The sequence below is a fragment of the Nonomuraea sp. 10N515B genome (assembly GCF_052245915.1).
Lineage (GTDB): Bacteria > Actinomycetota > Actinomycetes > Streptosporangiales > Streptosporangiaceae > Nonomuraea.
In genome coordinates this window covers 46193-70409 of sequence record NZ_JBQQBQ010000035.1, presented here as the reverse complement: position 1 = coordinate 70409, position 24217 = coordinate 46193, and the positions used below count along the sequence as shown (strand labels likewise).

The window sequence follows — 24217 nt, the reverse complement described above, 5'->3', positions numbered from 1 at the left end:
TCGTTCTGGAGGCGACGTATGGGCACACCTGTGATCGTCGAGGCCGTTCGCACCCCCATCGGCAAGCGGGCAGGCTGGCTGGCCGAGCTCAAGCCGCAGCAGATCCTGGCCACCGCGCTCAACGGGCTCATCCAGCGGTCGGGGATCGAGCCGGCGGCCGTCGACCAGGTGTTCGCCGGGTGCGTGACCCAGGCGGGCGAGCAGGGCGGGCATGTCGGGCGGCACGCGTGGCTCTATGCCGGGCTGCCCTACCAGGCGGGGGTCACCACCCTGGACGCGCAGTGCGGGTCCTCGCAGCAGGCCGTGCACCTGGCGGCGGCGATGATCAGCGCGGGCGTGATCGAGGCCGGAGTCGGATGCGGCGTCGAGGTGATGAGCCGGGCCCCGCTCGGCAGCAACGTGCGGCCCGCCAAGCCCAAGCCCGACGACTGGAGCATCGACCTGCCCGACCAGTTCACCGCGGCCGAGCGGATCGCGAGGCGGCGCGGGCTGACGCGTGAGCGGCTCGACTGGTTCGGGGCGCGCTCGCAACACCTGGCGGCCAAGGCGTGGGCCGACGGACGGTTCGAGCGGGAGATCGTGCCGGTCGGCGACGTACGCAGGGACCAGGGGTTGCGTGAGACAACCGTGGACGGGCTGGCCAAGCTCAAGCCGGTGATGGAGGGCGCGCTGCACACCGCCGGCACGTCCTCGCAGATCTCCGACGGCGCCGCGGCCGTGCTGGTGACCAGCGAGCTGGCGGCGCGGCGGCACGGGTTGAGGCCCCGGGCCAGGATCCTGGCGCAGGCGCTGGTCGGGGCCGAGCCGCACTACCACCTGGACGGGCCGGTCGACGCGACCGCCAAGGTGCTGGCCGCGGCCGGCATGACGATCGGCGACATCGACAGGTTCGAGGTGAACGAGGCGTTCGCGTCCGTGGTGTTGTCGTGGGCGAGCGTGCACGAGCCCGACCTCAACCGGGTGAACGTGAACGGCGGCGCGATCGCGCTCGGCCATCCCGTCGGCGCCACGGGCGCCCGGCTGATCACCACGGCCCTGCACGAGCTTGAGCGCTCGGACTCCACCACCGCGCTGGTCACGATGTGCGCGGGCGGCGCGCTGGCCACAGCCACGATCCTGGAGCGGATCAGCTGATCACTAATTCGGCGCCTTTCGATCGGGGGATGGATGAAGAGCAGACGCAGGCCGTACGCGCAGCAGCGCCCGCAGGACCTCGGCGGCGGGGTGTGGAGCGTGCCGGTGCCGATCCCCGGCAACCCGCTCGGCTACACGCTCGTCTACGCCATCGAGTCGCCCAAGGGGCCGGTGCTGGTCGACGCCGGGTGGAACCATCCGGAGGCGTGGGAAGCGCTCAGCGGCGGCCTGGCGACGCTCGGGATCGACGTGCGCGCGGTGAGCGGGGTGGTCGTCACCCATTTCCATCCCGACCACGCCGGGCTCGCCGGGCAGGTCAGGGAGGTGTCCGGCGCCTGGATCGCCCTGCACGAGAGCGACGCGGCCCTGGTCAGGCTCATGCACGAGCTGGCCGAGAGCGAGCACGCGAGCTTCCAGTCCGACATGCTCAGGCGGGCGGGCGCCGACCCGGGCGAGGTCCAGGAGGCGGTGAGCCGGCCGACGCCCCCTGCCCTGCCCGACCGCGAGCTCCGTGACGGTGACCTGGTCGACCTGCCGGGGCGCAAGCTACGGGCCGTGCACACCCCTGGCCACACCCCCGGGCACATCTGCCTGCACCTGGAGGACGCCGACCGGCTGTTCACCGGTGACCACGTCCTCCCCGACATCACCCCCCACGTCGGCATTTATCCCTATGACCGTGATGATGTCGATCCTTTAGGTGATTTCCTGGAGTCTTTGGACCGGGTCGGCGAGCTGGGCCCGCTCGACGCATTGCCCGCCCATGAGTGGATATTTCAGGATGTGGCCGCACGCGCGGCCGAGATCCGCCACCATCACGAGGAGAAGCTCGCACGGCTGCGCGCCCTCCTGGTCCAGCGGCCGGAGCCGCTGACCATTTGGGAGGTCGCCGCGATGATGACGTGGAACAGACCGTGGGGCGAGTTGTCCCCCATGCTGCGAGGCATGGCGGCCGGCGAGGCCGCGGCCCACCTGCGCACCCTGGAGGCCAGGGGCGGAGTGCGGCGGATCCCGCGGAGCTCGGGGGTCGATGGGGTCGATCCAGTCCGTTTCCAGGCTCTAGACTCATAGACATCCGATGTCTAGGGAGAAGAGTGTGGCGGTCACCGACGCAGCCATCGACAAGATCAAGCAGATGATCGTCTCCGGGGAGCTGGCCCCGGGCGACCGGCTGCCGAAGGAGGCCGACCTGGCCGAGCGGCTCGGCCTTTCGCGTAATTCGCTCCGCGAGGCCGTGCGCGCGCTGTCCCTGATCAACGTGCTGGACGTGCGCCAGGGCGACGGCACCTACGTCACCAGCCTGGAGCCGCGGCTCCTCCTCGACACCATGTCGTTCGTGCTCGACCTGCACCGCGACGACACGGTGCTGCAGTTCTTCGAGGTCCGCCGCATCCTGGAGCCGGCCGCGACGGCGATGGCGACCAAGCTGATGAGCGAGGAGGAGATCGACGAGCTGCGGGTGATCCTGGAGGCGCTGCCCGCCGAGCCCACGATCGAGGAGCTCGTGGCCAACGACCTGCGTTTCCACCAGCGGATCGCGCTGGGATCCGGTAACAGCGTGCTTTGCTCGTTCATCGAGAGCCTGTCAGGTCCGACCACTCGGGCCAGGATCTGGCGGGGGCTTACCCAGGAGGGCGCGATGGACAAGACGCGTGAGCAGCACACCGCGATCTACGAGGCCATCGCGGCCCGCCAGGCCGACGTCGCCCGCTCCTGGGCGACCGTGCACGTGGCAGGCGTGGAGTCATGGCTGCGCAAGGCGCTGGAGCTGGACTGATCACCCCCTCATGGTGAGGGAGAGTGACGGCGGGTAGAACCCAGGGCGTGGCGGACAAACTTGAGCGATACCGGAGCAAGCGCGACCCCACCCGCACCCCTGAGCCCATCCCCGCCGAGGCCCCGCCCACCGGCGACAACAACGCGTTCGTCATCCAGGAGCACCACGCCCGGTCGCTGCACTGGGATCTGCGGCTGGAACGCGACGGCGTCCTCGTCTCCTGGGCCGTCCCGAAAGGGCTGCCCGGCGACCCGAAGACCAACCACCTCGCCGTACAGACCGAGGACCACCCGATGGAATACCTCACCTTCCACGGCGAGATCCCCAGAGGCGAGTACGGCGGCGGCACCATGACCGTCTGGGACACCGGCACCTACGAGACCGAGAAGTGGTCGAACCGCGAGGTCAAGGTCGTCCTGCACGGCAAGCGGGCCTCCGGCCGGTTCGTGCTGTTCCAGACGCGGGGCAAGAACTGGATGATCCACCGCATGGACGGCCCCGTCCACGACCCGTTCCCACCGCTGGAGCCCATGCTCCCGACCGAGCGGGCGAAACCGCCAAAGAACGCCTACGCGTACGCGTTCGAGTTCGCGTGGGGCGGGCGCCGCCTCCTGGTCCCCATCGAAGGCGGCCGCACGGACGCGGCCCGCGAGCATCCGTGGCTGCGAGGGCTGGCGGAGTCGTTCGGCAGCCGCGCGGCGGTGCTGGACGGCGAGCTCGCCACGCTCGGCGGCGCGGAGATCCTGGTCTTCTACGACCTCCTGTACGACGACGGGCGTTCGCTGGTCGCGGAGCCGTATGAGGCCCGGAGAGCGGCCCTGGAGGCCCTCGGGTTGTCGGGCGCCCACTGGCAGACCGCCCCGTCCTGGCCCGGGGAGGCGGGGCCGGTGCGGCAGGCGGCTCGCGAGCAGGGGCTGCCGGGGGTGGTGGCCAAACGCCTGGACTCACCGTACGAACCGGGCCCGTCCAAGTCCTGGCTGTTCATCCCCGCCTCAGCGACCAAGCCACCAGGATCATAGCGACCAACGCGTCACGATCACGGCGACCAACGCGTCACGATCACGCGGGTGGAGCTGTATCACTACAGGACGAAAGACGGTATCGAGGTCGATGCGGTGCTGGAGAACCGGCGGGGGCGCGTCGTCGGCATCGAGGTGAAGGCCGCGTCAGCCGTACGCACCGAGGATTTCCGCGGGCTGAGGCATCTCGCCGAACGGCTGGGCGACGACTTCGTCGCTGGCTTTGTGCTCCATACCGGCACCCAGACGCTGCCCTCCGGCGACCGCATGCGGGCGATGCCCGTGAGCGCGCTGTGGGAGGTCGGCTAAGAGATACTCGTCCGGTGCTCATTACCGAAATCTCGCCTGCCGCCGAGCCACTCGGAGGCGAGTTGCTCGCCCTGCAGAAGGCCGCGTACGCCGTCGAGGCCGCGATCATCAAGGATGATCGCATCCCACCGCTGCACGAGAGCCTGGCCGACCTGCGGGCGCAGCCGTTGCAGTGGCTCGGGGCCGTGGACGAGGACGGGCGGCTGGCCGGGGCCGTGGCGTGGGAGGAGACGGCCGCCGAGGTGGACGTCAACCGGCTCATCGTGCATCCGAGAGCGGTGCGACGCGGCATCGGGCGGGCGTTGGTCAAGGATGTCCTGGTACGGGCAGGGGGGCGGCGGGTCGTGGTGTCCACCGGGCGGGACAACACACCCGCGCGGAGGTTGTACGAGGGGCTCGGGTTCGTGCTGGCCGGAGAGGTCGAGGTGATCCCCGGCCTGTGGATTGCCAACTATGCCCTCGTCCCTGCCTGAACCGGCAACCCACCAACCGCTCAACCCTCTAAAGCCGCCAATGCCCGGGCTCATAGGACCCACCAGCGCGCGCCCCACAGATGCATGCAGAAAGGCACCCGCCCGCACACACGCGAATGGCCCTGCCGTCAGCGAAGACCCTGAAGGGGGCCACCCTGGCGATGCAGTCCCGCCTCACCTCGGCCGCCTACCTGAGGCGTTAGCGTTCTTTGATCACGCCGCAGGCGATGCGGCCGCCGGAGTCCCCCGTCTTGAGGGTCTCGTCATCGGGGCCGGCCTTGCCATTCGTCTGGCGGTAGCGGTCCGGGATATTGGCCTGGTTGTCCCGTCCGGCGTGGATGATGATGGCGCTGCCGTCGCCGTCGAAGAGCTGCTCAACTCGGAATCGGTCGGTGGCGGTGGTCGCGTTGCCTGCGCCGTCCGAGCTCACGAGAAGGGCGGGCAGGTCGCCGGAGTGGTCCGGGTGGCTGCCGGAGCCGAGGTCGAAGTGACCGCCCGCGCTGAAGAACGGGCTGCCGGTGGAGGGGTCGGTCGATCTGGGATCGCAGACACCCTTGGTGTGAACGTGAAAGCCGTGATACCCGGCGGGGAGGCCGCTGACGGCAACGGTGATTTTGGACGTGCCGGTATCCCCGCTGTCCACACGGAGTGAGCCGACACTCTTGCCGTCGACATTCTTGATGACAGCCTCGGCCGCCGGTTGCGCTAGCTTTACCTCCGCTGTCCCGGCGACCGCGAGACCTGCCGTTCCCGTGCCCAGCATGACGGCTAGAGCCAAATGCATCTTTCCAGGCATGACGCCCCCGTACCTGGTTGCCGTGCGTTGTGTTCCAGCGAGAATCCACCCGCGTACCCATTTTCGTGGCAGGCACACCCGCGGGCGTTATCGGTCGCTCCAACAACGCACCAGGACCGAGCATCCAACCCCAATCCAAACGCCTGAGCAGGCCTAGCGCTCCTGGGACAGAAGCCCCTTCGACTCCAGCTCCTCCCACAGTTCCTCAGGCACCGGCCGGGACCACAGGGCGGCGTTGGTGGTGACCTCGTCCGGCGTGCGAGCACCCAGGACGATGGTCGCGACGGCCGGGTGGCGGAGGGGGAAGGCCATGGCGGCCTGAGGCAGCGAGACGCCGTGGCGTTCGCAGACCCCGGCGATCCTGGTGGCCCGCTCCACCAGCGCCGCCGGCGCCGGCTGGTAGTTGTACGTGCCCGCCGGCTTGTCCGTGGCCAGGATGCCGCTGTTGAAGACGCCGGCCGCCAGCACCCTGACGCCGCGTTTCACGCACTCCTCCAGCAACGGGAGGCCGGACTGGTCGAGCAACGTGTAGCGGCCGGCAAGCATGACGACGTCGATGTCGGTCTCCTGGACGAAGCGCAGCGGCGCCTGCCACTGGTTCATGCCGACGCCGATCGCCTGCACCCCACCATCGGCCCGTAGCTCGGCCAGCGCCGGGTACGCCTCGGCGATCGCCTGGTCCAGGTGATCGTCCGGGTCGTGGATCAGCGCGACGTGGACGGCAGGCAGGCCCAGCCGTTCCAGGGACTCCTCCAGCGACCGGCGTACGCCATCGCGTGAGAAGTCCCACACCCGCTCCAGCTGGGCCGGCACGTCGAAGCCTTCTTGGTCACGGCCGGGGCCGGAAGAAGGGACGAGCAGGCGGCCGACCTTGGTCGACAGGACGTAGCCCGAGCGGCCGGCCAGCGCGGTGCCCAGACGCCGCTCAGACAGGCCCAGCCCGTAGTGCGGCGCGGTGTCGAACAAGCGCACGCCGCTGTCCCACGCCGCGTCCACCGTGGCGCGGGCCTGCTCGTCCGTCACCTCCTGGAAGAGGTTGCCCAGCGGCGCGCCGCCGAGCCCGTATCTGGGCAGCTCGATCGTCAATCTTGTGCCTTTCCGCCCGCGATCCGGCTGATCATCAGTGCGATGAGGATGATGCCGCCGTAGATCACCGGCTGCCAGAAGCCGGAGACGCCGATGAGGGTCAGGATGTTCTGCACGAGGCCGATCACCAGCACGCCGGTGAGCGCGCCGAGGATCGTGCCCTTGCCGCCGTCCATGCTGACGCCGCCGATGACGGCCGCGGCGAACACCATGAAGATCCAGCCGACGCCCATGTTGTTGCCGATCGCGCCGAGGCGCCCGGTCTCCAGGACTCCGGCCAGCGCGGCCAGCGTGCCGCCCACGATGAACACGCCGTAGAGCACCCGGTCCACCCGGATGCCGGCGGCGCGGGCGGCGTCGGTGTTGCCGCCGACGGCGTAGAGGGCGCGGCCGACCCTGAGGTAGCCGAGGCCGAAGATGCCGGCCGCGAACAGCACCCCGGCGATCCAGATGGCCGCGGGCATGCCGAGCCACGTGGCGCTGCCCAGGTAGAGGATCGAGTCGGGCAGCTGGAACAGCGTCTTGCCCTCCGTGGGCCCCTGCAGCAGGCCGTGCACGATGATCAGCATGGCCAGCGTGACGATGAACGCCGACAGCTGGAACCTGATGATCAGAAACCCGTTGAACGCGCCGATGGCCGCGCCGATCAGCAGCGCGAGCGGAATCGCCAGCGCGCCGGGCAGCCCGATGCCGAACCCGCCGGCCGACACCGGGATCAGCAGCATCACCGCGATCGCGGGCGCGGTGCCGACTGTCGACTCCAGCGACAGGTCGAACTTTCCGGCGATCAGGATCATGGCCTCGGCCAGGACGAGGAGCGAGATCGCCGACTGCTGCTGCAGCACGTTCGTCAGATTGCCCGCGGTCAGGAAGGTCGGGTCCAGGATCGCGCCGACGACGAGCAGGATCGCGATCACTGGTACGAGCGTCAGGTCACGGAACCTGGCCAGGCGTACCCGGGGAATCGGTGCGGTCAAAGTGGTCAATCTTCTATGCCTTCCATCACGGCCACGAGCTCGTGGTCGGTCCACCCACGCGGCACGTCCTTCACGACCTTGCCGTGGAACATCACCAGCACGCGATCGCAGATCCGCAGGTCGTCGAGCTCATCGGAGACCACGACCGCCCCCGCGCCCCTCTCGACCGCGTCCTCGACGGCGCCGAGCAGGGCCTGTTTGGCCTTGACGTCGACGCCGGCGGTCGGGTTGATCACGACCAGCACCGTCGGATCGTCCACGAGCGCCCTCGCGAACACCACTTTCTGCGCGTTCCCCCCGGACAGGTCGCCGACGGGTTGATCGGGGCCTTCGGTCTTGATGTCCAAGGTCCCGATCATCTGCTCGGCCTTGGCGCGGCGGCGCATCGGCGAGACGATGCCGTAGCGGCCCAGCTTGCGGGCGATCGGGAACGTGGCGTTCTCCCCCACGGACAGGAGCGGGATGAAGCCCTCGTGGTGCCGATCCTCGGGCACGAATCCGAGCCCGGCCTTCATGGCCGCCGGCACATCGCCCGGCTTGACCCGGGCGCCGTTGACCGTGACCGTGCCCGCGTCGGCCTTGCGCAGCCCGACCAGGGTCTCGGCCAGGCCGACCTTGCCGCTGCTCGCGGAGCCGGCGAGGCCGACGACCTCGCCGGATTTAACCGAAATATCAATATCTGCGTAGCGGCCGGCCAGCGACAGGCCCTCGCCCGACAGCACCACCCGGTCGCCGGGGGTGCGGGAGCGGGACGCGTACGCGGCCGTGGCCTCCCCCGTCATCGCGGCGACCAGCTCGTCGTGCGGCAGGTCGGCGACCGGCCTGGTCACGATGTGCCGGGCGTCACGGAAGACCGTGACGCTCTGGCAGATCTCGTACACCTCGTCGAGGTGATGTGAGATGTACATCATCGTGACGCCCTGCTCGCGCAGCGAGCGCATGCGCGCGAACAACCGCTCGATGGCCGGCCCGTCCAGCCGGGCGGTGGGCTCGTCGAGGATGATGAACCTGGCCCCGAACGACAGCGCGCGAGCGATCTCCACGAGCTGGCGCTGCTCCACGCTCAGGTCCCCGGCCAGCGCCTGCGCGTCCACGTCCACCTCATACGTTTCCAGCAGCTCGCGCGCCCTGGCTCGCAGCGCGCGCCAGGCGATCGGGCCGGGGCGGTCCGTCTGGCGGTTGAGGAAGAGGTTTTCCGCGACCGTCAGCGCCGGGATGATCGTGGACTTCTGGTAGACGCAGGCGACACGCTGCCGCCAGGCGTCGCGGTCGGCGAGGGCGGGCGCCGCCTGTCCGGAGAACAGCACCTCGCCCTCGTCAGCCTGCTGGAGCCCGGTGAGGATCGACACCAGGGTGGACTTGCCCGCGCCGTTGCGACCGACCAGCGCATGGGTCTCGCCCTCGGCGATGGCGATCTTCGCGCCGTTGAGCGCCACGGTGGGGCCGAAGCGCTTGACGACGTTTCGGGCTTCAACGTGAATGTTCATCACTTGACCTGGTTACCCCAGAGGCTCTTGTCGTCCACGTTGTCCTTCGTGACAAGCGGCGCGGGGAGCTGGTCCTCCAGGCCGTTCGGAAGCTGGATGATCGTGCTGTCGTGGTCCGTCGGGCCCGCCTTGAACGTCTTGCCCTCCAGCGCGGCCTTGGCGTAGAAGAGCGCGTACTGGGCGTAGAGGTCGGCCGGCTGCGACACCGTGGCGTCGATCTCGCCCTTCCTGATCGCCTCGTACTCCTGCGGGATCCCGTCGTTGGAGACCACGAAGATGTGCTTGGAGTCGGCCGGCGGGACGAGCAGCCCCTTCTGCTTGAGTGTCTGCAGCGTCGGCGCCAGGTGGACGCCGCCGGCGTGCATATAGATGCCCTTGATGTCGGGGTTCTGCTCCAGGCGGGTCTGGAGCATGGACGCGGCCTTGCTGCCCTCCCACTCGGTCGGCTCGCTGAACACCGTGATCCCGGGGAACTTGGTCTTCATGCATTCCAGGAACGCCTCGGACCTGTCACGGCCGTTGATCGAGCTGAGCGCGCCCTGGAGCTGGACGACCTTGCCCTTGCCGCCGAGCTTGTCACCGAGGAACTCGCAGGCCTTGGTCCCGTATGCGCGGTTGTCGGCGCGTACGACCATGAAGACCTTGCCCTTGTCCGGCCGCGTGTCGACGGTCACGACGGGGATCTTCTTGTTCTCGAGCTGCTGCAGCGTGTTGGCGATGGCGCCGGTGTCCTGCGGGGCCATGACGATCGCCTTGGCGCCCTGGCCGATCAACGCCTGCACGTTGTTGACCAGCTTGGCCACGTCGTTCTGCGAGTTCGTGGCGGGCATGAGGTCCACCTTGAGCTCGCCCGCCTTCTGGGGGACGTATTTGATGTAGGAGTTCCAGAAGTCAGAGTCGGCCCGGGGGTGGTCGATGCCGACCTTGCCGCCGCCGCTTCCTGCTGCTGTCGTGGACGTCCCTGAGCCGCAAGCGGTGACGACCGCTAGTAGGGCCGCACCTGCGATCACCCGTCCGAACTTCATGGGGGGTTACCTTCCTTAATCGATTGGCCGGAGCCGGAGCCCCTGCATGCCGCCGTCGACCGCGAGCGCGGTCCCGGTGGTCGCACCGGCCTCGGGGCTGGCCAGGTAGACGATGGCCGCGGCGACCTCTTCCGCGGTGACCAGGCGGCCCATCGGCTGCCTGGCGTTGAGTGCCGCCCGCTCCGCCTCCGGATCGGGGGCCGAGCCGAGCAGTCTGCTGACCCACGGGGTGTCCGCGGTCCCGGGATTGACGCAGTTGACCCGGATGCCCTCGCGGAGGTGGTCCGCGGCCATCGCCAGCGTCAGCGACAACACCGCGCCCTTCGTCGCGCTGTAGAGGGCCCGCTGAGGCAGGCCCGCCGTCGCGGCGATCGAGCAGGTGTTGACGATGGCGGCATGGGGGGACTTCCTGAGGTACGGCAGCACCGCCCGCGCCACCCGGACCATGCCGAGCACGTTGACGTCGAACACCCGATGCCACTCACTGTCCGAGTTGTCCTCGATGGTGCCCTGCGCGCCGATGCCCGCGTTGTTGACGAGCACGTCGACGCCGCCGAGCCGGTCGGCGGCCTCGGCCACCGCGGCGCGCACCGCGGCGTCGTCGGTGACGTCCACCTTGATCCCGATGAACGGCTCGCCCGGCGGAGTGAGGTCCAGGCAGGCCACCTTCATGCCGCGCTCGGCGAACAAGGTGGCAGCCGCCAGTCCGATCCCGGACCCGCCGCCGGTCACGATCGCTTTCAGCGTCACACGTCCCTCCAGACCTCGCCGCCGGGGAAGGTGTGCGCGGCGATCGACTCGGGGTGCATCTCCGCGCTGAAGCCCGGCGCGGCCGGGGCGACGTAGCGGCCGTCACGGATCACGACCGGGTCGACGAAGTGCTCATGCAGGTGGTCGACGTATTCGATCACGCGGCCTTCCATGGTCCCGGTGATCGCCACGTAGTCGAACATCGACAGGTGCTGCACCAACTCGCACAGCCCGACGCCGCCCGCGTGCGGGCACACCGGGACTCCGAACTTGGCCGCGAGCAGCAGGATCGCCAGGTTCTCGTTGACCCCGCCGACGCGGGCGGAGTCGATCTGCAGGTAGGAGATCGCCTTGGCCTGCAGCAGTTGCTTGAACACAATGCGGTTCTGCACGTGCTCGCCGGTCGCCACCGGGATGGGCTCGATGCCCTTGGCGATGGCGGCGTGCCCGAGCACGTCGTCGGGGCTGGTCGGCTCCTCGACCCAGTGGGGGTTGAACTCACGCAACGCGTTGATCCACGCGATGCCCGAGCCGACGTCCCAGCGCTGGTTGGCGTCGATCGCGATCGGGAAATCGGGGCCGCACACCTCCCTGGCCACCCGGAAACGGCGCCGGTCGTCGTCGAGGTCCGCGCCGACCTTGAGCTTGATCTGCCCGAACCCCTGCTCCAGGGCCTCCTTGCAGAGCCGCCGCAACTTCTCGTCGTCGTACCCGAGCCATCCCGGCGAGGTCGTGTAAGCGGGGTAACCAACCTCGATGAGCTGATTTATCCGCTCTTCCTTACCGTCTTCGGCATTTCTCAGGATTTGGAGGGCTTCGTCCGGAGTCAGCGCGTCACTCAGGTAGCGGAAGTCGATGAGATCGACGATCTCCTCAGGGGACATCTCAGACAGGAGTCGCCACAACGGCTTGCCCGCCCGCTTGGCCTTGAGATCCCACAGGGCGTTGACCACGGCGGAGATCGCCATGTGCATGACGCCCTTCTCCGGCCCCAGCCAGCGCAGTTGCGAGTCGTTGACCATGTCCTTGTACAGGGTGCCGAGATCCTCGACGTCCCTGCCCAGCACGTACGGCTCGAGCGCGCTGATGGCGATCGTCTGGATGTCGTTCCCGCGCCCGATGGTGAACGCGAACCCGTGCCCCTCGAACCCGTCATCGGTCTTGATCACGACATAGGCGGCGGAGTAGTCAGGGTCCGGATTCATCGCATCCGACCCGTCCAACTGCCGCGACGTCGGGAACCGCACGTCGTGCGTCTCCATCCCGACGATCTTGTATGTCGCCCCTGCTCCGGTCATGCCTGCCCCACCGTCTGCCGCTGCCGCCCCAGCCCCTCGATCTCCAGCTCCATCACGTCGCCGGCCTTCAGGTACGGCTGCCCAGGCATCCCCATGGCCACACCGGCCGGCGTGCCCGTATTGATGACGTCGCCCGGCTCCAGCACCATGAACTGGCTGAGGTAACGCACGATCTCCGCCACATCGAAGATCATGTTCTTGGTGTCGCCGTCCTGGCGGCGCTCGCCGTTGACCCAGAGGCGCAGCGACAGGCTCTGCGGGTCGCCGACCTCGTCGGCGGTCACCAGCCAGGGGCCGAGGGGGTTGAACGTCTCGCACGACTTGCCTTTGTCCCACTGCCCGCCGCGCTCGAGCTGGAATTCGCGCTCGGACACGTCGTTGGCGACCGCATAGCCGGCGATCACACCCAACGCTTCCTCTTTGCTGCTGAGATAACGGGCCTTCTGGCCGATGATCACGGCCAGCTCGACCTCCCAGTCGGTCTTCACGCTCCCCCGCGGAACGAGCACCTCGTCGTACGGGCCGATCACGGTGTTGGGAGCCTTCATGAACACGACCGGCTCCGCCGGCGCCTCCAAGCCTGATTCCGCGGCGTGGTCGCTGTAGTTCAGGCCGATGCAGACGATCTTGCCCGGTCGCGCGATCGGTGCGCCGACGCGCAGCCCCTCGACATCGATGACCGGCAGGTCACCGCGCTCGAGCGCCTCGCGGACGCGTGCCACTCCCCCGGAGGCGAGAAAGGCGCCATCGATGTCAGGCTCTCCTATGTCGCGCAGGTTGCCGGCGTCATCCAGCACGGCCGGCCGCTCCTGTCCGACAGGTCCTACTCGCAGCAGCTTCACACCGCATCCTTCATCATATACATCGGATGTCTCGTCTCCAGATGCTCGTGTGAGCTACCGGCATGTGTCAAGGGTGAGAAGAGGGAAACATCCGATCCGTGACCTGGAGATTCTTCGCAAAGAGCCAAGCCCGATCTGTGAACCGGGTTAACCGTCCGGAGAACCTCGTCCACGCTGCCGAAATGTCCGCGGGAAGAGACATCGGAGGTCGAGCAAGGCCACAGGTGAGCCACGCAGCGCGGCGACAGCACGAGGCGGAACGGCCAGGCCACCATTCACTCTCCTTGACGGCCGTACAGGACCGTAATAGAACACGTTTCAGTACGGGTGTAACCAAGCGTTTGATCAAGAGGGTGACCCAGGTGCACATCGACCTCGTCGACAGGGACCGCTACGCGACCGCTGGACCACCGCACGACCAGTTCGCCTGGCTGCGCGCGAACTCTCCCGTCCACTGGCACGAAGGCGAGCCCGGTTTCTGGGCCGTCACCCGCTACGAGGACGTCGTCCACGTCTCACGCCACTCCGACCTGTTTTCCTCGCACCGCAAGCTCGCCCTGATCGAGGAGCTGACGGAGGAGCAGATCGCCCTCCAGCGGCTCATGATGCTCAACCAGGACCCGCCGGAGCACACCAGACGCCGTTCCCTGGTCAACCGGGGCTTCACCCCCCGGACCATTGGAGCCCTCGAACAACACATCCGCGACATCTGCGACGACCTCCTCGACAAGTGCACGGGCGAGATCGACTTCGTCACCGAAATCGCGGCGCCCCTGCCCCTCTACGTGATCTGCGAGTTGCTCGGCGCGCCCGTATCCGACCGCGACAAGGTGTTCGCCTGGTCCAACCGGATGATCGGCGCGCAGGACCCCGACTACGCCGCCAACCCCCAGGAGGGCTCCGCCGCCGCCATGGAGGTCTACGCCTGGGCCAATCAGTTGGCGGCACAGCGCAGGGCCAACCCCAAGAACGACATCGTCACCAAACTCCTGCAGCCGGATGAGAACGGCGAAACTCTCGACGAGCACGAATTCGACCTCTTCATCCTCCTCCTGGTGGTCGCCGGCAACGAGACCACCCGCAACGCCGCCTCGGGCGGCATGCTCACCCTCTTCGAGCACCCGGACCAGTGGGACCGCCTCGTCGCCGACCCCACGCTGACCAAGACGGCCGCCGACGAGATCGTCCGCTGGATCTCCCCCGTCAACCTGTTCCGCCGCACCTCCACGAAGGATCAGGAGCTGGGCGGGCAGCAGATCAAGGCCGACGACAAGGTGGTGGTCTTCTACGCCGCCGCCAACCGCGACACCGCCGTCTTCCCCGACGCCGAGGTCTTCGACATCGGCCGCGACCCCAACCCGCACATCGGCTTCGGCGGCGGCGGCGCCCACTTCTGCCTGGGTAACCACCTCGCCAAGCTGGAACTCCGCGTCCTGTTCGAACAACTGGCCCGCCGCCGCCCGCGCCTGCGCCAAACAGGCCCGGCCCGCCGCCTGCGCTCGAACTTCATCAACGGCATCAAGGAGCTACCCATCACCATCGGCTAACCGACCGACCCAGCACCCCCGCCTGACCGACCAACCCCGTCACCGCCGGCTGACCAACCAACCCGTCATCGCCGGCTGACCAACCAACCTGTCACCACCGAGCGACCAACCAACCCGTCACCACCGAGCGACCGACCTGAAGCGGGACTGGCGGCGGGCTGCGCGGATGCCGCGGAGGATGCGGGTGGTGCCTTCCGGGCCCGGTTGCCAGCCGCGCTCGATCAGGGCGTCGGCCACGTGGTGGAGGAGGTCGGCGATCTGGCCGGGAATGACGTCTCTCCGAACGGCGATCACCCGCCAGCCGCGCCGGCGTAGCTCCTCGCGGCGGTCGACGTCGTGTTGCTGATCGGTGGTCGAGGTGTGGTGTTCCTGGCCGTCGTATTCGACGGCGACTCTGAAGTCCTCCCAGCCCAGGTCGAGGTAGACGTGCCTGTCATCGTCCAGGTCGACCCTGACTTGGGTGCCGGGTCTGGGGAGGCCGCCCTCCACGAGAATGACGCGGAGCCAGCTCTCCCTGGGGGAGGCGGCTCCGGGGTCGGCCAAGCTCAGGGTGTCGCGCAGGCGCCAGGAGTTGAACGGGCGGTGCCACAGCGCTTCGAGGTCGACTCCCTTCCTGGCGAATTGGTCGAGGATCGCCACGCCCTCCATGCGGGGCAACCAGCGGGCGCAGTCGAGGGCGGTGCGTTCCATGGTCGTGATGCGGACACCCTTGTGCTTGGTGATGTCCTCATCGGGCAAGGGGGCAATGCAGGTGACGCAGTCGGGAACCGCCAGGTGGCTGGGGGCGGTCAGCTCGATCGGCCAATCGTCCGGCGGTGCGGGCAAGATGTTCAGGCCCCAGATCCAGGCAGCCGTCTGACGACAGACGACGGCCTGCGGGACCGCGCGGGTTATCCGCCTGGCACGGTCGATCAAGGGGGCTGTCGGGCGAGGGCGTGGGTTCACGGCGAGAAGGATGCCGGGGCGGAGCCCGCCGGGGCGGGGCCGAACGGGATTCTGTGGAGAACCGTGGCTCGGACTCAAGGATGCAGCATGAGGCCCTTAAGGACCTTGTCGACGCCGTTTCTGGGCCCATGGACGGCTACCCCCACCAACCCCAGCTCATCGGCCTCCACAGCCCGCACAGCCGCCCGGTTGTCCGCGTCGTGCCCCGTCTTGAACATCTCCTCGATGTAGACGGCCACATCCATCCCCCGCCCCACCGCCTTCTCCCGCACGACCCGCAACTCCTCCAGACCCGCCACGTAAACCAGCACGGGCTGCCGGAACATCGGCAGGTAGGAGTTGCCCGACCCGTCCTCGTACGGCTCCCCAACGGTTTCCGGAACCCCGCCCGCGACCGCACTTGCCAGGAAGGCGGTGACGTTGAGCTGCTGCCATGCGGCCAGATCCGCGCGGACCACGATGCCGATCTTGGTGTCGAAACGCATGGCAGCAAGTCTCCACGCCCCACCCTCGCCCCGTCTTGAACGCTCGTGCGGGCAAAAGTCGACTATGCCGTGATGGCCGGCCGCCAGTCCGGCACCTCGTGATAGCGCCGGAGCTCGGACACGCCCGACAGGAAGCCGCCCCACGCCGCGTACGGCGGCCGCTGGGTGTCGAACCCGCTCTGCACCAGCGTCAGCCGGGTCTTCCCCTCGGACCCCTCCAGCTCCCACGTCCCGACCCCGGGGCCGCCCCAGTCGAGGGAGAACTTGCGACCGGGCTCGAGCTCCAGCACCTTCGCCGGGCTGGGGTCGTTGGCGAGTCCGCCCATCGCGAACCGCCCGCCCACGAACGGCTCGATCTCGATCGGGAACCCGAACCACTTCGTCACCGCCTCCGAGTCCGTGATCGAGGCGAACACGTCGGACGGCGAGGCGTCGATGGTGACCTCGACTCGCATCTCCGTAGTGGTGAAGTCCACCTTGGGCGTGAGCTCGCGCCCTTCGAAGTGCTCGGCCAGGTTGGCCAGGGCCTGGGCCCAGTACGTCTGCAGCACGCCGCGGATGCTCTTGTCCGTGATCACGTCCTGGAAGTCGAAGTGCGTCTGCGACAGCGTCACGACGGTGACGTCCTCGCTCTCCTCCGCCAGCGTGAACTCGGTGGTCGTCTCCTCGCCGTCCAGTACCCACGCGAAGCGCACCGTCCGCTCGTCGGCGTGCAGCAGCCGCTGGTGCGGCGCATCCCCCTCAGGGGTTGTACGCCCCCAGAACCCGAACCGGCCGGGCAGCTCCACCTCGGCGTGCTCGGCGAGCCAGATCCGCATCGCGGCCGGATCGGTGAGCGCCTGCCGCACCTCCTTGAGCGGCGCCTGGACGCGGGCGTGCACGATCATGGGCTCAGTCATGGTCGTCTCCTTCTGACGAGTCGTCGACTTGCTTCGGATAGCAGGCGACGGCGAGCTTGAAGGCGTCGCCCTCGGCCCCGCCGTACCGCGTGAACAGGTCCTGCAGCATTGTCTGGAGCTCGCTCAGGAACTCCTGACGGTTCTCCGGACGCACGTGGATCTCCCCGGACAGGCCGATGGACGGCAGCTCGGGCGCGGTCCTGTCGAGCGCCGCGATGTCGGCCTGCACTTCCTCCATGAGGTCCAGCAGGTAGCCGAGGCTCAGCTCGTCCCGCGCCTGGCGCAATCCGCCGATCCGGCCGACCAGGCGCGGCGACAGCCAGTACGAGCGGGCGCCGGCCTGGTAGATGCCCTCGGAGATCCCGCGCACCTTGCGCTCGGACACCAGGTCTACCAACCCCGCCTCGACCAGCCGTTTCACGTGGTAGTAGACCCGCTGCGGCGTCTGCCCGAGCCGCTCGGCGACTTCCGAGCACGTGCGCGGCTCGGCCAGCTGCCGCAGCACCTCCACGCGCTGCGGCTTGAGCAGCGCCTCGGCCTGCTCGATCTCTTCCAGGTACAGGACATCTCTCATCGCAAAAACAATCCTTTACGTAAAAATCCTCTTTGTCAATGGCGTCCGAGAGAATGGAGGGATGCCGCATGACTGGTCCAGATACTGGCGATCGCCGGATCGGTCGATCGAGGCCATGCACGCCCACTTCGAGCGGCACGTCTACCACCGCCACAGCCACGAGACCTACTCCTTCGGCGTGACGGAGACCGGGGCGCAGTCGTTCACGTGCCGGGGCTCGGCGCACACGAGCGCAGCGGGCATGGTCATGGCCTTCAACCCCGACGACCCCCACGACGGCCACGCCGCGAACGCCCTCGGCTTCACCTACCGGATGATCCACATAGCCCCGGACCTGGTCGCCGACGCCCTCCAAGACGCGACAGGCCACCGCACCGGCCTCCCCCTCTTCACGGCGCCCGTAGCCGCCGACCCGGCCCTGGCGACCACCCTGCGCGCCCTCCACGTGGCCCTCCTGGACCCGGGCGCCCCGGCCCTCCGCCGCGACGAACTCCTCACGGCCACGATCGCCCGCATAGTCCACCGGACGGCGACGAAGCCCCTCCCCAGCCCAGCCGAGCCCAGCAGGTCGACAGCCATCGCCCGGCACGCCAGACAGCTCCTACACGACCGCATGACGGACGACCTGTCCATCGACGATCTGGCCCGGTCCACCGACACCAGCCGCTACACGGTCTACCGCGCCTTCCAGGCCGAGTACGGCCTCCCACCCAGCGACTACCAGCGCCAGCTACGCCTCAGAAGGGCTCGCGATCTCATAGCGACCGGAACGCCCATCAGCGCAGCGGCCAACGCGACGGGCTTCGCCGACCAAAGCCACCTGACCCGCTGGTTCACCCGGTACTTCGGCCTCACCCCAGGCGCCTACCGCCAAGCCGTGACCACGCAGTAGGTGCCCGTGCGCGCCGTAACGGCGGCGCACTCGCACGGGCGCCACTACCACCGGCCTTCGCCGGGGCGGCGCTGGTCCTCGCTACCCGTTCGCGGGCGCCGGCGTTCTTACCCTAGATCTTGCAGGACGTTGCAGTTGCCGCCGCTGACGGAGAAAAGCCACGCCTCCTCGCGATCGGCGAGGCCAAGTGGAATGACGTGATGGGAGCCGCGCACATTGACCGGCTCCGGACCATCCGCGACGTCATCGCCGCGGTCGGCAAGTACGACGTCGCAGACACCCGCCTGATGTGTTTCAGCGGAGCCGGATTCAACGAGAAGGCACGTGTCATGGCCGAGGCTGCCGGAAATATCCATCTCGTGGGCATCGCGATCTCTATGCCTGAGCTCAGTTACGGCCAGGAACTGTCCTGGTCGGGATCGCCGCCATCGGACAGAAGCCGCAAATCCGACTCGACCATCATCGCGACCAGTTCATCAAAGGACACCTTCGGCTCCCACCCCAGCTGCGACCGCGCCTTCTTCGGATCCGCGCACAGCAGGTCCACCTCCGCCGGCCGGTGCAGCGTCTGGTCGGTCACCACGTAGCGCTCCCAATCCAGCCCCGCCGCGCTGAACGCCGCCTCAACCAGTTCCCTGACCGACTTCATCCGCCCGGTGCCGATCACGTAGTCCTCGGGGGTGCCGGCCCGGAGCATGAGCTGCATGGCCTTCACGTAGTCCCCGGCAAACCCCCAGTCCCGCCGCGCCTCCAGGTTGCCCAGCCGCAGCTCCGTGGCCAGGCCGAGCTTGATCCTGGCCACTCCGAGGGACACCTTCCTGGTCACGAACTCGGCGCCGCGGCGCGGCGACTCGTGGTTGAACAGGATCCCGGACACGGCGAACATGCCGTACGACTCGCGATAGTTCTGGGTGAGGAAATGCCCATAGGCCTTCGCCACGCCGTACGGGGAACGCGGGTGGAAGGCGGTGCGCTCGGTCTGCGGGGTCTCGCTGACCTGGCCGAACATCTCAGAGGAGGAAGCCTGATAAAAGCGGATCTGTCCGTACGGGCCACCCGAAGCCCCCCGCGACACCCCCGAACACACCCGGATCGCCTCGAGCATGCGCAGCACGCCCATCCCGGTCACCTCGGCCGTGAGCTCCGCCTGCTCCCACGACATGGGGACGAACGAAATCGCGCCCAGGTTGTACACCTCGTCCGGCTGGACCCGTTCCACGGCCGAGATCAGCGACCCCTGGTCCAGCAGATCACCGCGCACCACTTGCACGTCGGACAGCAGCTTGCGCATCCGCGAAACCCGCGGGTTCGCCTGCCCCCTGGCCAGCCCCCAGACCTCGTACCCCTGCTCGAGCAGGTGCTCCGCTAGGTAGGAACCATCCTGGCCGGTGATGCCGGTGATCAGAGCGCGCCTGGCCAAGGGTCCTCCAACGATCGGGTACCGCATCCCTTTGTGACGGGAATGTACAGCTAAGCGCCTGGAAAGAGCATCAAGCCCCCTAGAACGTGTTCCACCGAACCACGCTCGGTTACAGTAACGTCGCAGTTCGCACGGCCTGTGGAAGCCGTTGTGAACAATTCCAGACGACCTACCGAATGGTAGCCTTCTCGGGCTAAGGTCATCATTCATGATCTAATCGGCGGTGAAAGGGGTGTCCGTGCCGGAGCGAAGGCTACGGATCGCGCTGCTGTCCTACCGCAGCAAGCCCACCTGTGGCGGGCAGGGTGTCTATCTTCGCCACCTGAGCCGCGAGCTGGTCGCGCTCGGACACCACGTCGAGGTGTTCTCCGGCCAGCCTTACCCCGAGCTGGACGAGGGCGTCATCCTGCGCGAGGTGCCCAGCCTCGACCTCTACCGCGACGAGGATCCGTTCAGAACGCCCAAGCTGCACGAATACCGCGACTGGATCGACTGGCTCGAGGTCGGCACGATGTGGACGGCCGGGTTCCCCGAGCCCCTGACGTTCACGCTGCGCGCCTACCGCGAGCTGAAGAAGCGGGTGGGCGACTTCGACGTCGTGCAGGACAACCAGACCCTCGGCTACGGCCTGCTCGGCATCCAGAAGCTCTTCCCCGTGGTCGGCACCATCCACCACCCGATCAGCGTGGACCGGCGCATCGAGCTCGAGGCCGCCACCGGCGCGAAGCGGCTGACCATGCGCCGCTGGTACGGGTTCGTGAAGATGCAGTCGCGCGTCGCGCCCCGGCTCAGCCCGATCCTGACCGTCAGCGAGTCCTCCCTGGCCGACATCCACCGCGACTTCAACGTCCCGCAGGCCAACATGCGGCTGATCCCCCTCGGCGTGGACACCCGCTACTTCCACCCGCGTCCCGGCAAGCCCAGGCGCAAGGGCTCGATCGTGGCCGTGGCCAGCGCCGACTCCCCCATGAAGGGCGTCTCGACGCTCCTGCGCGCCGTGGCCAAGCTGGCCACCGAGCGCGACGTGCATCTCACCGTGGTCAGCAAGCCCACCCCGGGCGGCCCCACCGAGCAGCTCGTGCAGGAGCTGTCGCTGCAGGACCGGGTGCGGTTCGTGCACGGCATCACCGACGAGGAGCTGGGCGAGCTGATCGCCACCTCGGAGATCTCGGTCGTGCCCTCGCTGTACGAGGGCTTCTCCCTGCCCGCCGTCGAGCACATGGCCTGCGGCACGCCCTTGGTGGCCAGCCGCACGGGCGCGCTGCCCGAGGTCGTGGGCGACGCGGCCGTCCAGGTGCCGCCGGGCGACCCGGAGGAGCTGGCCGCGGTGCTGCGCCGCCTGCACGACTCGCCCGAGGAGCGCGAGCGGGTGGGCCAGGCGGGATACGACCGCGTCATGGAGCGCTATACCTGGCACGTCGTGGCCAAGAAGACCGTCGAGGCGTACCGCGAGGCCATCCAGGCCCACAAGGAGAAATAGTGCTGACTGTCGACTTCGCCCGGCTTCCCGTCGGCCCCGGCACGCGCGTGCTGGACCTGGGCTGCGGGGGCGGCCGGCACGCCTTCGAGGTGCTGCGCCGCGGGGCGGACGTGATCGCGTTCGACATGGACCAGTCGGAGCTGGACAACGTGGCGAGCATGTTCGCGGCGATGGACAAGGCCGGCGAGGTGCCGCCCGGGGGCACCGGCCAGACCGTCCAGGGCACGGCGCTCGACATGCCGTTCGAGGACGGCGCCTTCGACCGGGTCATCGCGGCCGAGGTGCTGGAGCACATCCCGGATGACATGACGGCCATGCGGGAGATCTTCCGCGTGCTCAAGCCCGGCGGCACGGCCGCGATCACCGTCCCGAGCTTCCTGCCTGAGCGGATCTGCTGGGCGCTGGACGAGGACTACCACACCGCCCCCGGCGGGCACGTGCGGATCTACACGCTGGCGGAGCTGTCGGCCAAGCTGAAGTCCACCGGCTTCGAGATCGGCCCGCACCACCACGCTCACGGGCTGCACGCCCCCTACTGGTGGATCAAGTGCGCGGTCGGCGTCAACAACGACGACCACCCGATCGCGAAGGCATACCACGAGCTGCTGGTCTGGGACATCATGAAGCGCCCCGCCGCGACCAGGATCGCCGAGGCCGTGCTCAATCCGATCATCGGCAAGAGCGTGGTCCTGTACGTCCGGAAGCCATGATCTCCCACGCCGAGGTCGTGCGGACGGCCGAGAGCATCGCGGCGATGCAGCAGGAGGACGGCGGCGTCCCGTGGCCGGAGGGCCACGTCGACGCGTGGAACCACATCGAGTGCCTGATGGCGATGTCCGTCGCGGGCCTCGACGAGCCGGTCCGGCGCGGGTACGCGTACCTGGCCCGTCACCAGCGCGCCGACGGTTCCTGGCCGATGAAGCTGGTCGACGGCGTCCCGACGGAGCTGGGCGGGGAGAGCAACCACGCCGCCTACATCGCCGTCGGCCTCTGGCACCACCATCTCGTCACCGGCGACCAGGGCTTCACCGAGGACAGCTGGCCCATGGTCAAGGCCGCGCTCGACTACGTGGCCGGGCTCCAGACGGAGCGGGGCGAGATCGTCTGGGAGCGGGACGCGCAGGGCAGAGACGCCGCCTACGCGCTGCTCACCGGGTGCTCCTCGATCCACCAGGGGCTGCGGTGCGGCGTGCGGCTGGCCGACCACCTGGGCGACCCTCAGCCGCACTGGGAGCTGGCCGCCGACCGGCTGGCGCACGTGCTGACGGCGCATCCCGAGGCGTTCGCCGACAAGAGCCGTTTCTCGATGGACTGGTACTACCCGGTGCTCGGCGGCGCGGTACGCGGGCAGCAGGCGTACGAGCTGCTGGAGCGGGAGTGGGCGACGTTCGTGGTGCCGGGGCTCGGCATCAGGTGCGTGTCCGACCAGCCGTGGGTGACCGGGGCCGAGACGTGCGAGCTGGTGCTGGCGCTGGACGCGCTCGGGGATCGGGAGCGGGCGGTCCGGCTGTTCGCCGACGTGCAACATCTGCGGCACGAGGACGGCTCGTACTGGACGGGGTGGCAGTTCGCCAACCGCAAGCACTTTCCGTACGAGCGCTCCGGCTACACGGCCGCGGCCGTGGTCCTGGCGGCGGACGCGTTGATGGAGTCGTCCCCCGGAGCCGGGCTGTTCCGCGACATCGCGGGAACGTCGGTGTTCGACCCCGATGTGTGCGGCTGTTCGGCCCCGCTGCTGCCCCCGCAGGTCCACTGACCGGCGCCGCAAGGCCTTTTGCCGGTTCTTTGCCGGGGAAATCCGGTGCGTCGCCGATGACGGGCGCAATGGGGTCACTAGCTTCGTAGTGGCCGTACGAGGCGTCTTCGGGGGAAGCGTGGGCGACACGGGCACAACATCGTTCTTGGACCAGGCGGGGACCGAGCCGACGCCGACCGCGGCGACGGGGCTGCGGAGGTTCCTGATCAAGGATCCGCTGGAGTGCGATCTGAGCCGGCGCAGGTTCCGGATCAGACACGGAGCTTGTCGGACGGTCTTCGCGAAAGCCGAAAAATCCTACGTTTTCGGTTTTAACGCGATGATGTCGAAAGAAGTAGAGAAGGTCGAGGAGATCCCGGCTGAGCAGCGGCCCTTCGGCTACGAAGGGGCGGCGGCCGCCTGCACCGTCCTCGACCTGCTCACCTTGACCCGGGGCCGGCGCCTTCACGAGCTACTGGCCGGCCCCGCCCAGCACCACCGGCACGCCGCCCACGTCGGCGCCGGCCGCGGGTACGCGATGGTGCGCCTGCGTCCCATGCGGGGCGCCCGGCAGGCCCATCCGCTGCTGCGGTGGCTGGCAGTGGACGGGTTCGGCTTCCAGTGGAGTCTGGCCAGGGCCGATCGCATGATCGGCGAGCGGACCATGCCCGACCTGTTCAGCCGAGCCCACTGCGCCGTGTTCGACCAGGGACTGGGGCGGCTGCTCTGGTACCACGACTGCGCCTCGCCCGACGACGTCGCGGCCAGGATCGCAGGCTTTCCCGCGGTGCGGCGGGCCGACCTGTGGAGCGGGGTCGGGTTCGCGGCCGCGTACACGGGCGGCGCCGAGGCCGACGAGCTGTGGTGGCTGACTGAGCACGCCGGGGCCGACGGGTTCCGCGCCCATCTGGCACAGGGGTGCGCGTTCGCCGTGGCCGCCCGGCTGCGGTCGGGGATGGTGCCGGATCACACGGCGCAGGCCGCGTCGATCCTGGCGGGGGCCGAGCCGGAGGAGGCGGCCGCCTGGACCGACCGGGCGCTCATCGCGCTCGGGCACCAGGCCCGTACGCACGAGGACTTCCGCCGCTGGCAGTCCCAGACCCGGCACTCCTGGACCCGCCGCCACACCGTCCAGACGACCGCCGGCCCTGTGCCCCTCCCAAAGTGACCTCCGCCGGCACTCCGCCCACCCAAGGGACCTCCGCCGGCACTCCGCCCACCCAAGGGACCTCCGCCGGCACTCCGGCCACCCACGGGACCTCCGCCG

The 24217-nt window shown here is 68.7% G+C and carries 26 protein-coding genes; 12 read left to right on the top strand and 14 right to left on the bottom strand.

Annotation, left to right across the window (positions count from 1 at the left end; all coding sequences use genetic code 11):
• Positions 1 to 18 precede the first annotated feature (18 nt).
• Genes ACTWQA_RS37900 through ACTWQA_RS37875 form a run of 6 tightly spaced genes read left to right on the top strand, consistent with a single transcriptional unit; the run spans position 19 to position 4712 of the window.
• Positions 19 to 1134: a steroid 3-ketoacyl-CoA thiolase gene (locus ACTWQA_RS37900; protein ID WP_443163761.1), complete on the top strand. Its 1116-nt coding sequence runs from the start codon at positions 19 to 21 to the stop codon at positions 1132 to 1134.
• Positions 1135 to 1167: 33 nt separating this feature from the next.
• The gene (locus tag ACTWQA_RS37895) at positions 1168 to 2205 is read left to right on the top strand and encodes an MBL fold metallo-hydrolase (protein ID WP_443163760.1); all 1038 of its coding nucleotides are present in this window, start codon (positions 1168 to 1170) and stop codon (positions 2203 to 2205) included.
• Between the two features lie 25 nt (positions 2206 to 2230).
• Positions 2231 to 2911: a FadR/GntR family transcriptional regulator gene (locus ACTWQA_RS37890; RefSeq protein ID WP_327589124.1), complete on the top strand. Its 681-nt coding sequence runs from the start codon at positions 2231 to 2233 to the stop codon at positions 2909 to 2911.
• A 47-nt stretch (positions 2912 to 2958) separates the two neighbouring features.
• Complete coding sequence (locus ACTWQA_RS37885) at positions 2959 to 3930, top strand: DNA polymerase ligase N-terminal domain-containing protein (protein WP_443163759.1); 972 nt, start codon at positions 2959 to 2961, stop codon at positions 3928 to 3930.
• Between the two features lie 48 nt (positions 3931 to 3978).
• Positions 3979 to 4239 carry a DUF4143 domain-containing protein gene (locus tag ACTWQA_RS37880; RefSeq protein ID WP_443163758.1) on the top strand — a complete coding sequence of 87 codons (261 nt, stop codon included), beginning with the start codon at positions 3979 to 3981 and terminating at the stop codon, positions 4237 to 4239.
• A gap of 14 nt (positions 4240 to 4253) precedes the next feature.
• Entirely contained in the window at positions 4254 to 4712 is a 459-nt protein-coding gene (locus ACTWQA_RS37875) for a GNAT family N-acetyltransferase (RefSeq protein ID WP_443163757.1), read from the top strand.
• A gap of 199 nt (positions 4713 to 4911) precedes the next feature.
• On the opposite strand, the gene ACTWQA_RS37870 is transcribed toward ACTWQA_RS37875, so the two are convergent.
• From ACTWQA_RS37870 to ACTWQA_RS37835, 8 genes are all read right to left on the bottom strand, one after another.
• The gene (locus ACTWQA_RS37870; protein ID WP_443163756.1) at positions 4912 to 5508 is read right to left on the bottom strand and encodes a superoxide dismutase family protein; all 597 of its coding nucleotides are present in this window, start codon (positions 5506 to 5508) and stop codon (positions 4912 to 4914) included.
• A gap of 153 nt (positions 5509 to 5661) precedes the next feature.
• Entirely contained in the window at positions 5662 to 6594 is a 933-nt protein-coding gene (locus tag ACTWQA_RS37865) for an aldo/keto reductase (RefSeq protein WP_443163755.1), read from the bottom strand.
• Positions 6591 to 7571: an ABC transporter permease gene (locus ACTWQA_RS37860; protein WP_443163754.1), complete on the bottom strand. Its 981-nt coding sequence runs from the start codon at positions 7569 to 7571 to the stop codon at positions 6591 to 6593. The genes ACTWQA_RS37865 and ACTWQA_RS37860 overlap by 4 nt, the downstream gene beginning before the upstream one ends.
• Before the next feature lie 5 nt (positions 7572 to 7576).
• Positions 7577 to 9058 carry a sugar ABC transporter ATP-binding protein gene (locus ACTWQA_RS37855; RefSeq protein WP_443163753.1) on the bottom strand — a complete coding sequence of 494 codons (1482 nt, stop codon included), beginning with the start codon at positions 9056 to 9058 and terminating at the stop codon, positions 7577 to 7579.
• Positions 9058 to 10083, bottom strand: coding sequence for a sugar ABC transporter substrate-binding protein (locus ACTWQA_RS37850; RefSeq protein ID WP_443163752.1), 1026 nt, complete (start codon positions 10081 to 10083; stop codon positions 9058 to 9060). Before ACTWQA_RS37850 ends, ACTWQA_RS37855 begins: the two co-directional genes overlap by 1 nt.
• A gap of 15 nt (positions 10084 to 10098) precedes the next feature.
• Positions 10099 to 10833 (bottom strand): SDR family NAD(P)-dependent oxidoreductase, encoded by a 735-nt coding sequence (locus ACTWQA_RS37845; RefSeq protein WP_443163751.1) that lies wholly within the window; start codon positions 10831 to 10833, stop codon positions 10099 to 10101.
• Positions 10830 to 12131, bottom strand: a complete 1302-nt coding sequence (locus tag ACTWQA_RS37840) for an L-fuconate dehydratase (RefSeq protein WP_443163750.1) — start codon at positions 12129 to 12131, stop codon at positions 10830 to 10832. The genes ACTWQA_RS37845 and ACTWQA_RS37840 overlap by 4 nt, the downstream gene beginning before the upstream one ends.
• Positions 12128 to 12973: a fumarylacetoacetate hydrolase family protein gene (locus ACTWQA_RS37835; RefSeq protein WP_443163749.1), complete on the bottom strand. Its 846-nt coding sequence runs from the start codon at positions 12971 to 12973 to the stop codon at positions 12128 to 12130. The genes ACTWQA_RS37840 and ACTWQA_RS37835 overlap by 4 nt, the downstream gene beginning before the upstream one ends.
• A 353-nt stretch (positions 12974 to 13326) precedes the next feature.
• On the opposite strand from ACTWQA_RS37835, the gene ACTWQA_RS37830 reads away from it, so the two are divergent.
• Positions 13327 to 14520: a cytochrome P450 gene (locus tag ACTWQA_RS37830; RefSeq protein WP_443163748.1), complete on the top strand. Its 1194-nt coding sequence runs from the start codon at positions 13327 to 13329 to the stop codon at positions 14518 to 14520.
• 117 nt (positions 14521 to 14637) lie between these two features.
• Here the strand turns inward: ACTWQA_RS37830 and ACTWQA_RS37825 are convergent, their stop codons facing one another.
• From ACTWQA_RS37825 to ACTWQA_RS37810, 4 genes are all read right to left on the bottom strand, one after another.
• Complete coding sequence (locus ACTWQA_RS37825) at positions 14638 to 15345, bottom strand: DUF559 domain-containing protein (RefSeq protein ID WP_443163747.1); 708 nt, start codon at positions 15343 to 15345, stop codon at positions 14638 to 14640.
• 194 nt (positions 15346 to 15539) lie between these two features.
• The gene (locus tag ACTWQA_RS37820) at positions 15540 to 15950 is read right to left on the bottom strand and encodes a DUF2000 family protein (RefSeq protein WP_443163746.1); all 411 of its coding nucleotides are present in this window, start codon (positions 15948 to 15950) and stop codon (positions 15540 to 15542) included.
• 62 nt (positions 15951 to 16012) lie between these two features.
• The gene (locus tag ACTWQA_RS37815; RefSeq protein ID WP_443163745.1) at positions 16013 to 16849 is read right to left on the bottom strand and encodes an SRPBCC family protein; all 837 of its coding nucleotides are present in this window, start codon (positions 16847 to 16849) and stop codon (positions 16013 to 16015) included.
• The gene (locus ACTWQA_RS37810; protein WP_443163744.1) at positions 16842 to 17423 is read right to left on the bottom strand and encodes a helix-turn-helix domain-containing protein; all 582 of its coding nucleotides are present in this window, start codon (positions 17421 to 17423) and stop codon (positions 16842 to 16844) included. The genes ACTWQA_RS37815 and ACTWQA_RS37810 overlap by 8 nt, the downstream gene beginning before the upstream one ends.
• Before the next feature lie 61 nt (positions 17424 to 17484).
• On the opposite strand from ACTWQA_RS37810, the gene ACTWQA_RS37805 reads away from it, so the two are divergent.
• Positions 17485 to 18315: an AraC family transcriptional regulator gene (locus tag ACTWQA_RS37805; RefSeq protein WP_443163743.1), complete on the top strand. Its 831-nt coding sequence runs from the start codon at positions 17485 to 17487 to the stop codon at positions 18313 to 18315.
• Positions 18316 to 18422: 107 nt separating this feature from the next.
• Here ACTWQA_RS37805 and ACTWQA_RS37800 read toward each other — a convergent pair whose 3' ends face one another.
• A complete protein-coding gene (locus tag ACTWQA_RS37800; protein WP_443163742.1) occupies positions 18423 to 18671 on the bottom strand; it encodes a hypothetical protein in 249 nt (82 codons plus the stop codon).
• A gap of 35 nt (positions 18672 to 18706) precedes the next feature.
• Positions 18707 to 19735, bottom strand: coding sequence for a GDP-mannose 4,6-dehydratase (locus tag ACTWQA_RS37795; protein ID WP_443163741.1), 1029 nt, complete (start codon positions 19733 to 19735; stop codon positions 18707 to 18709).
• Between the two features lie 232 nt (positions 19736 to 19967).
• Between ACTWQA_RS37795 and ACTWQA_RS37790 the strand changes: the two genes are divergently transcribed.
• The 4 genes from ACTWQA_RS37790 to ACTWQA_RS37775 are packed head-to-tail and all read left to right on the top strand — an operon-like array spanning position 19968 to position 24118.
• Complete coding sequence (locus ACTWQA_RS37790; protein WP_305916821.1) at positions 19968 to 21215, top strand: glycosyltransferase family 4 protein; 1248 nt, start codon at positions 19968 to 19970, stop codon at positions 21213 to 21215.
• Complete coding sequence (locus ACTWQA_RS37785; RefSeq protein ID WP_443163740.1) at positions 21215 to 21925, top strand: class I SAM-dependent methyltransferase; 711 nt, start codon at positions 21215 to 21217, stop codon at positions 21923 to 21925. The genes ACTWQA_RS37790 and ACTWQA_RS37785 overlap by 1 nt, the downstream gene beginning before the upstream one ends.
• Positions 21922 to 22971: a prenyltransferase gene (locus tag ACTWQA_RS37780; RefSeq protein ID WP_443163739.1), complete on the top strand. Its 1050-nt coding sequence runs from the start codon at positions 21922 to 21924 to the stop codon at positions 22969 to 22971. The genes ACTWQA_RS37785 and ACTWQA_RS37780 overlap by 4 nt, the downstream gene beginning before the upstream one ends.
• Positions 22925 to 24118, top strand: coding sequence for a DUF1702 family protein (locus ACTWQA_RS37775; RefSeq protein WP_443163738.1), 1194 nt, complete (start codon positions 22925 to 22927; stop codon positions 24116 to 24118). The genes ACTWQA_RS37780 and ACTWQA_RS37775 overlap by 47 nt, the downstream gene beginning before the upstream one ends.
• The last annotated feature ends 99 nt before the right edge of the window (positions 24119 to 24217 follow it).

What these genes read in the sequence shown, in the direction of transcription:
- ACTWQA_RS37870 (WP_443163756.1), bottom strand. Translation starts at nt 5,508, where the DNA reads ATGCCTGGAAAGATGCATTTGGCTCTAGCCGTCATGCTGGGCACGGGA.
- ACTWQA_RS37800 (WP_443163742.1), bottom strand. Translation starts at nt 18,671, where the DNA reads ATGGATATTTCCGGCAGCCTCGGCCATGACACGTGCCTTCTCGTTGAA.
- ACTWQA_RS37810 (WP_443163744.1), bottom strand. Translation starts at nt 17,423, where the DNA reads ATGAGAGATGTCCTGTACCTGGAAGAGATCGAGCAGGCCGAGGCGCTG.
- ACTWQA_RS37780 (WP_443163739.1), top strand. Translation starts at nt 21,922, where the DNA reads ATGATCTCCCACGCCGAGGTCGTGCGGACGGCCGAGAGCATCGCGGCG.
- ACTWQA_RS37895 (WP_443163760.1), top strand. Translation starts at nt 1,168, where the DNA reads ATGAAGAGCAGACGCAGGCCGTACGCGCAGCAGCGCCCGCAGGACCTC.
- ACTWQA_RS37815 (WP_443163745.1), bottom strand. Translation starts at nt 16,849, where the DNA reads ATGACTGAGCCCATGATCGTGCACGCCCGCGTCCAGGCGCCGCTCAAG.
- ACTWQA_RS37900 (WP_443163761.1), top strand. Translation starts at nt 19, where the DNA reads ATGGGCACACCTGTGATCGTCGAGGCCGTTCGCACCCCCATCGGCAAG.
- ACTWQA_RS37855 (WP_443163753.1), bottom strand. Translation starts at nt 9,058, where the DNA reads ATGAACATTCACGTTGAAGCCCGAAACGTCGTCAAGCGCTTCGGCCCC.
- ACTWQA_RS37775 (WP_443163738.1), top strand. Translation starts at nt 22,925, where the DNA reads ATGTGTGCGGCTGTTCGGCCCCGCTGCTGCCCCCGCAGGTCCACTGAC.
- ACTWQA_RS37820 (WP_443163746.1), bottom strand. Translation starts at nt 15,950, where the DNA reads ATGCGTTTCGACACCAAGATCGGCATCGTGGTCCGCGCGGATCTGGCC.
- ACTWQA_RS37805 (WP_443163743.1), top strand. Translation starts at nt 17,485, where the DNA reads ATGCCGCATGACTGGTCCAGATACTGGCGATCGCCGGATCGGTCGATC.
- ACTWQA_RS37850 (WP_443163752.1), bottom strand. Translation starts at nt 10,083, where the DNA reads ATGAAGTTCGGACGGGTGATCGCAGGTGCGGCCCTACTAGCGGTCGTC.
- ACTWQA_RS37840 (WP_443163750.1), bottom strand. Translation starts at nt 12,131, where the DNA reads ATGACCGGAGCAGGGGCGACATACAAGATCGTCGGGATGGAGACGCAC.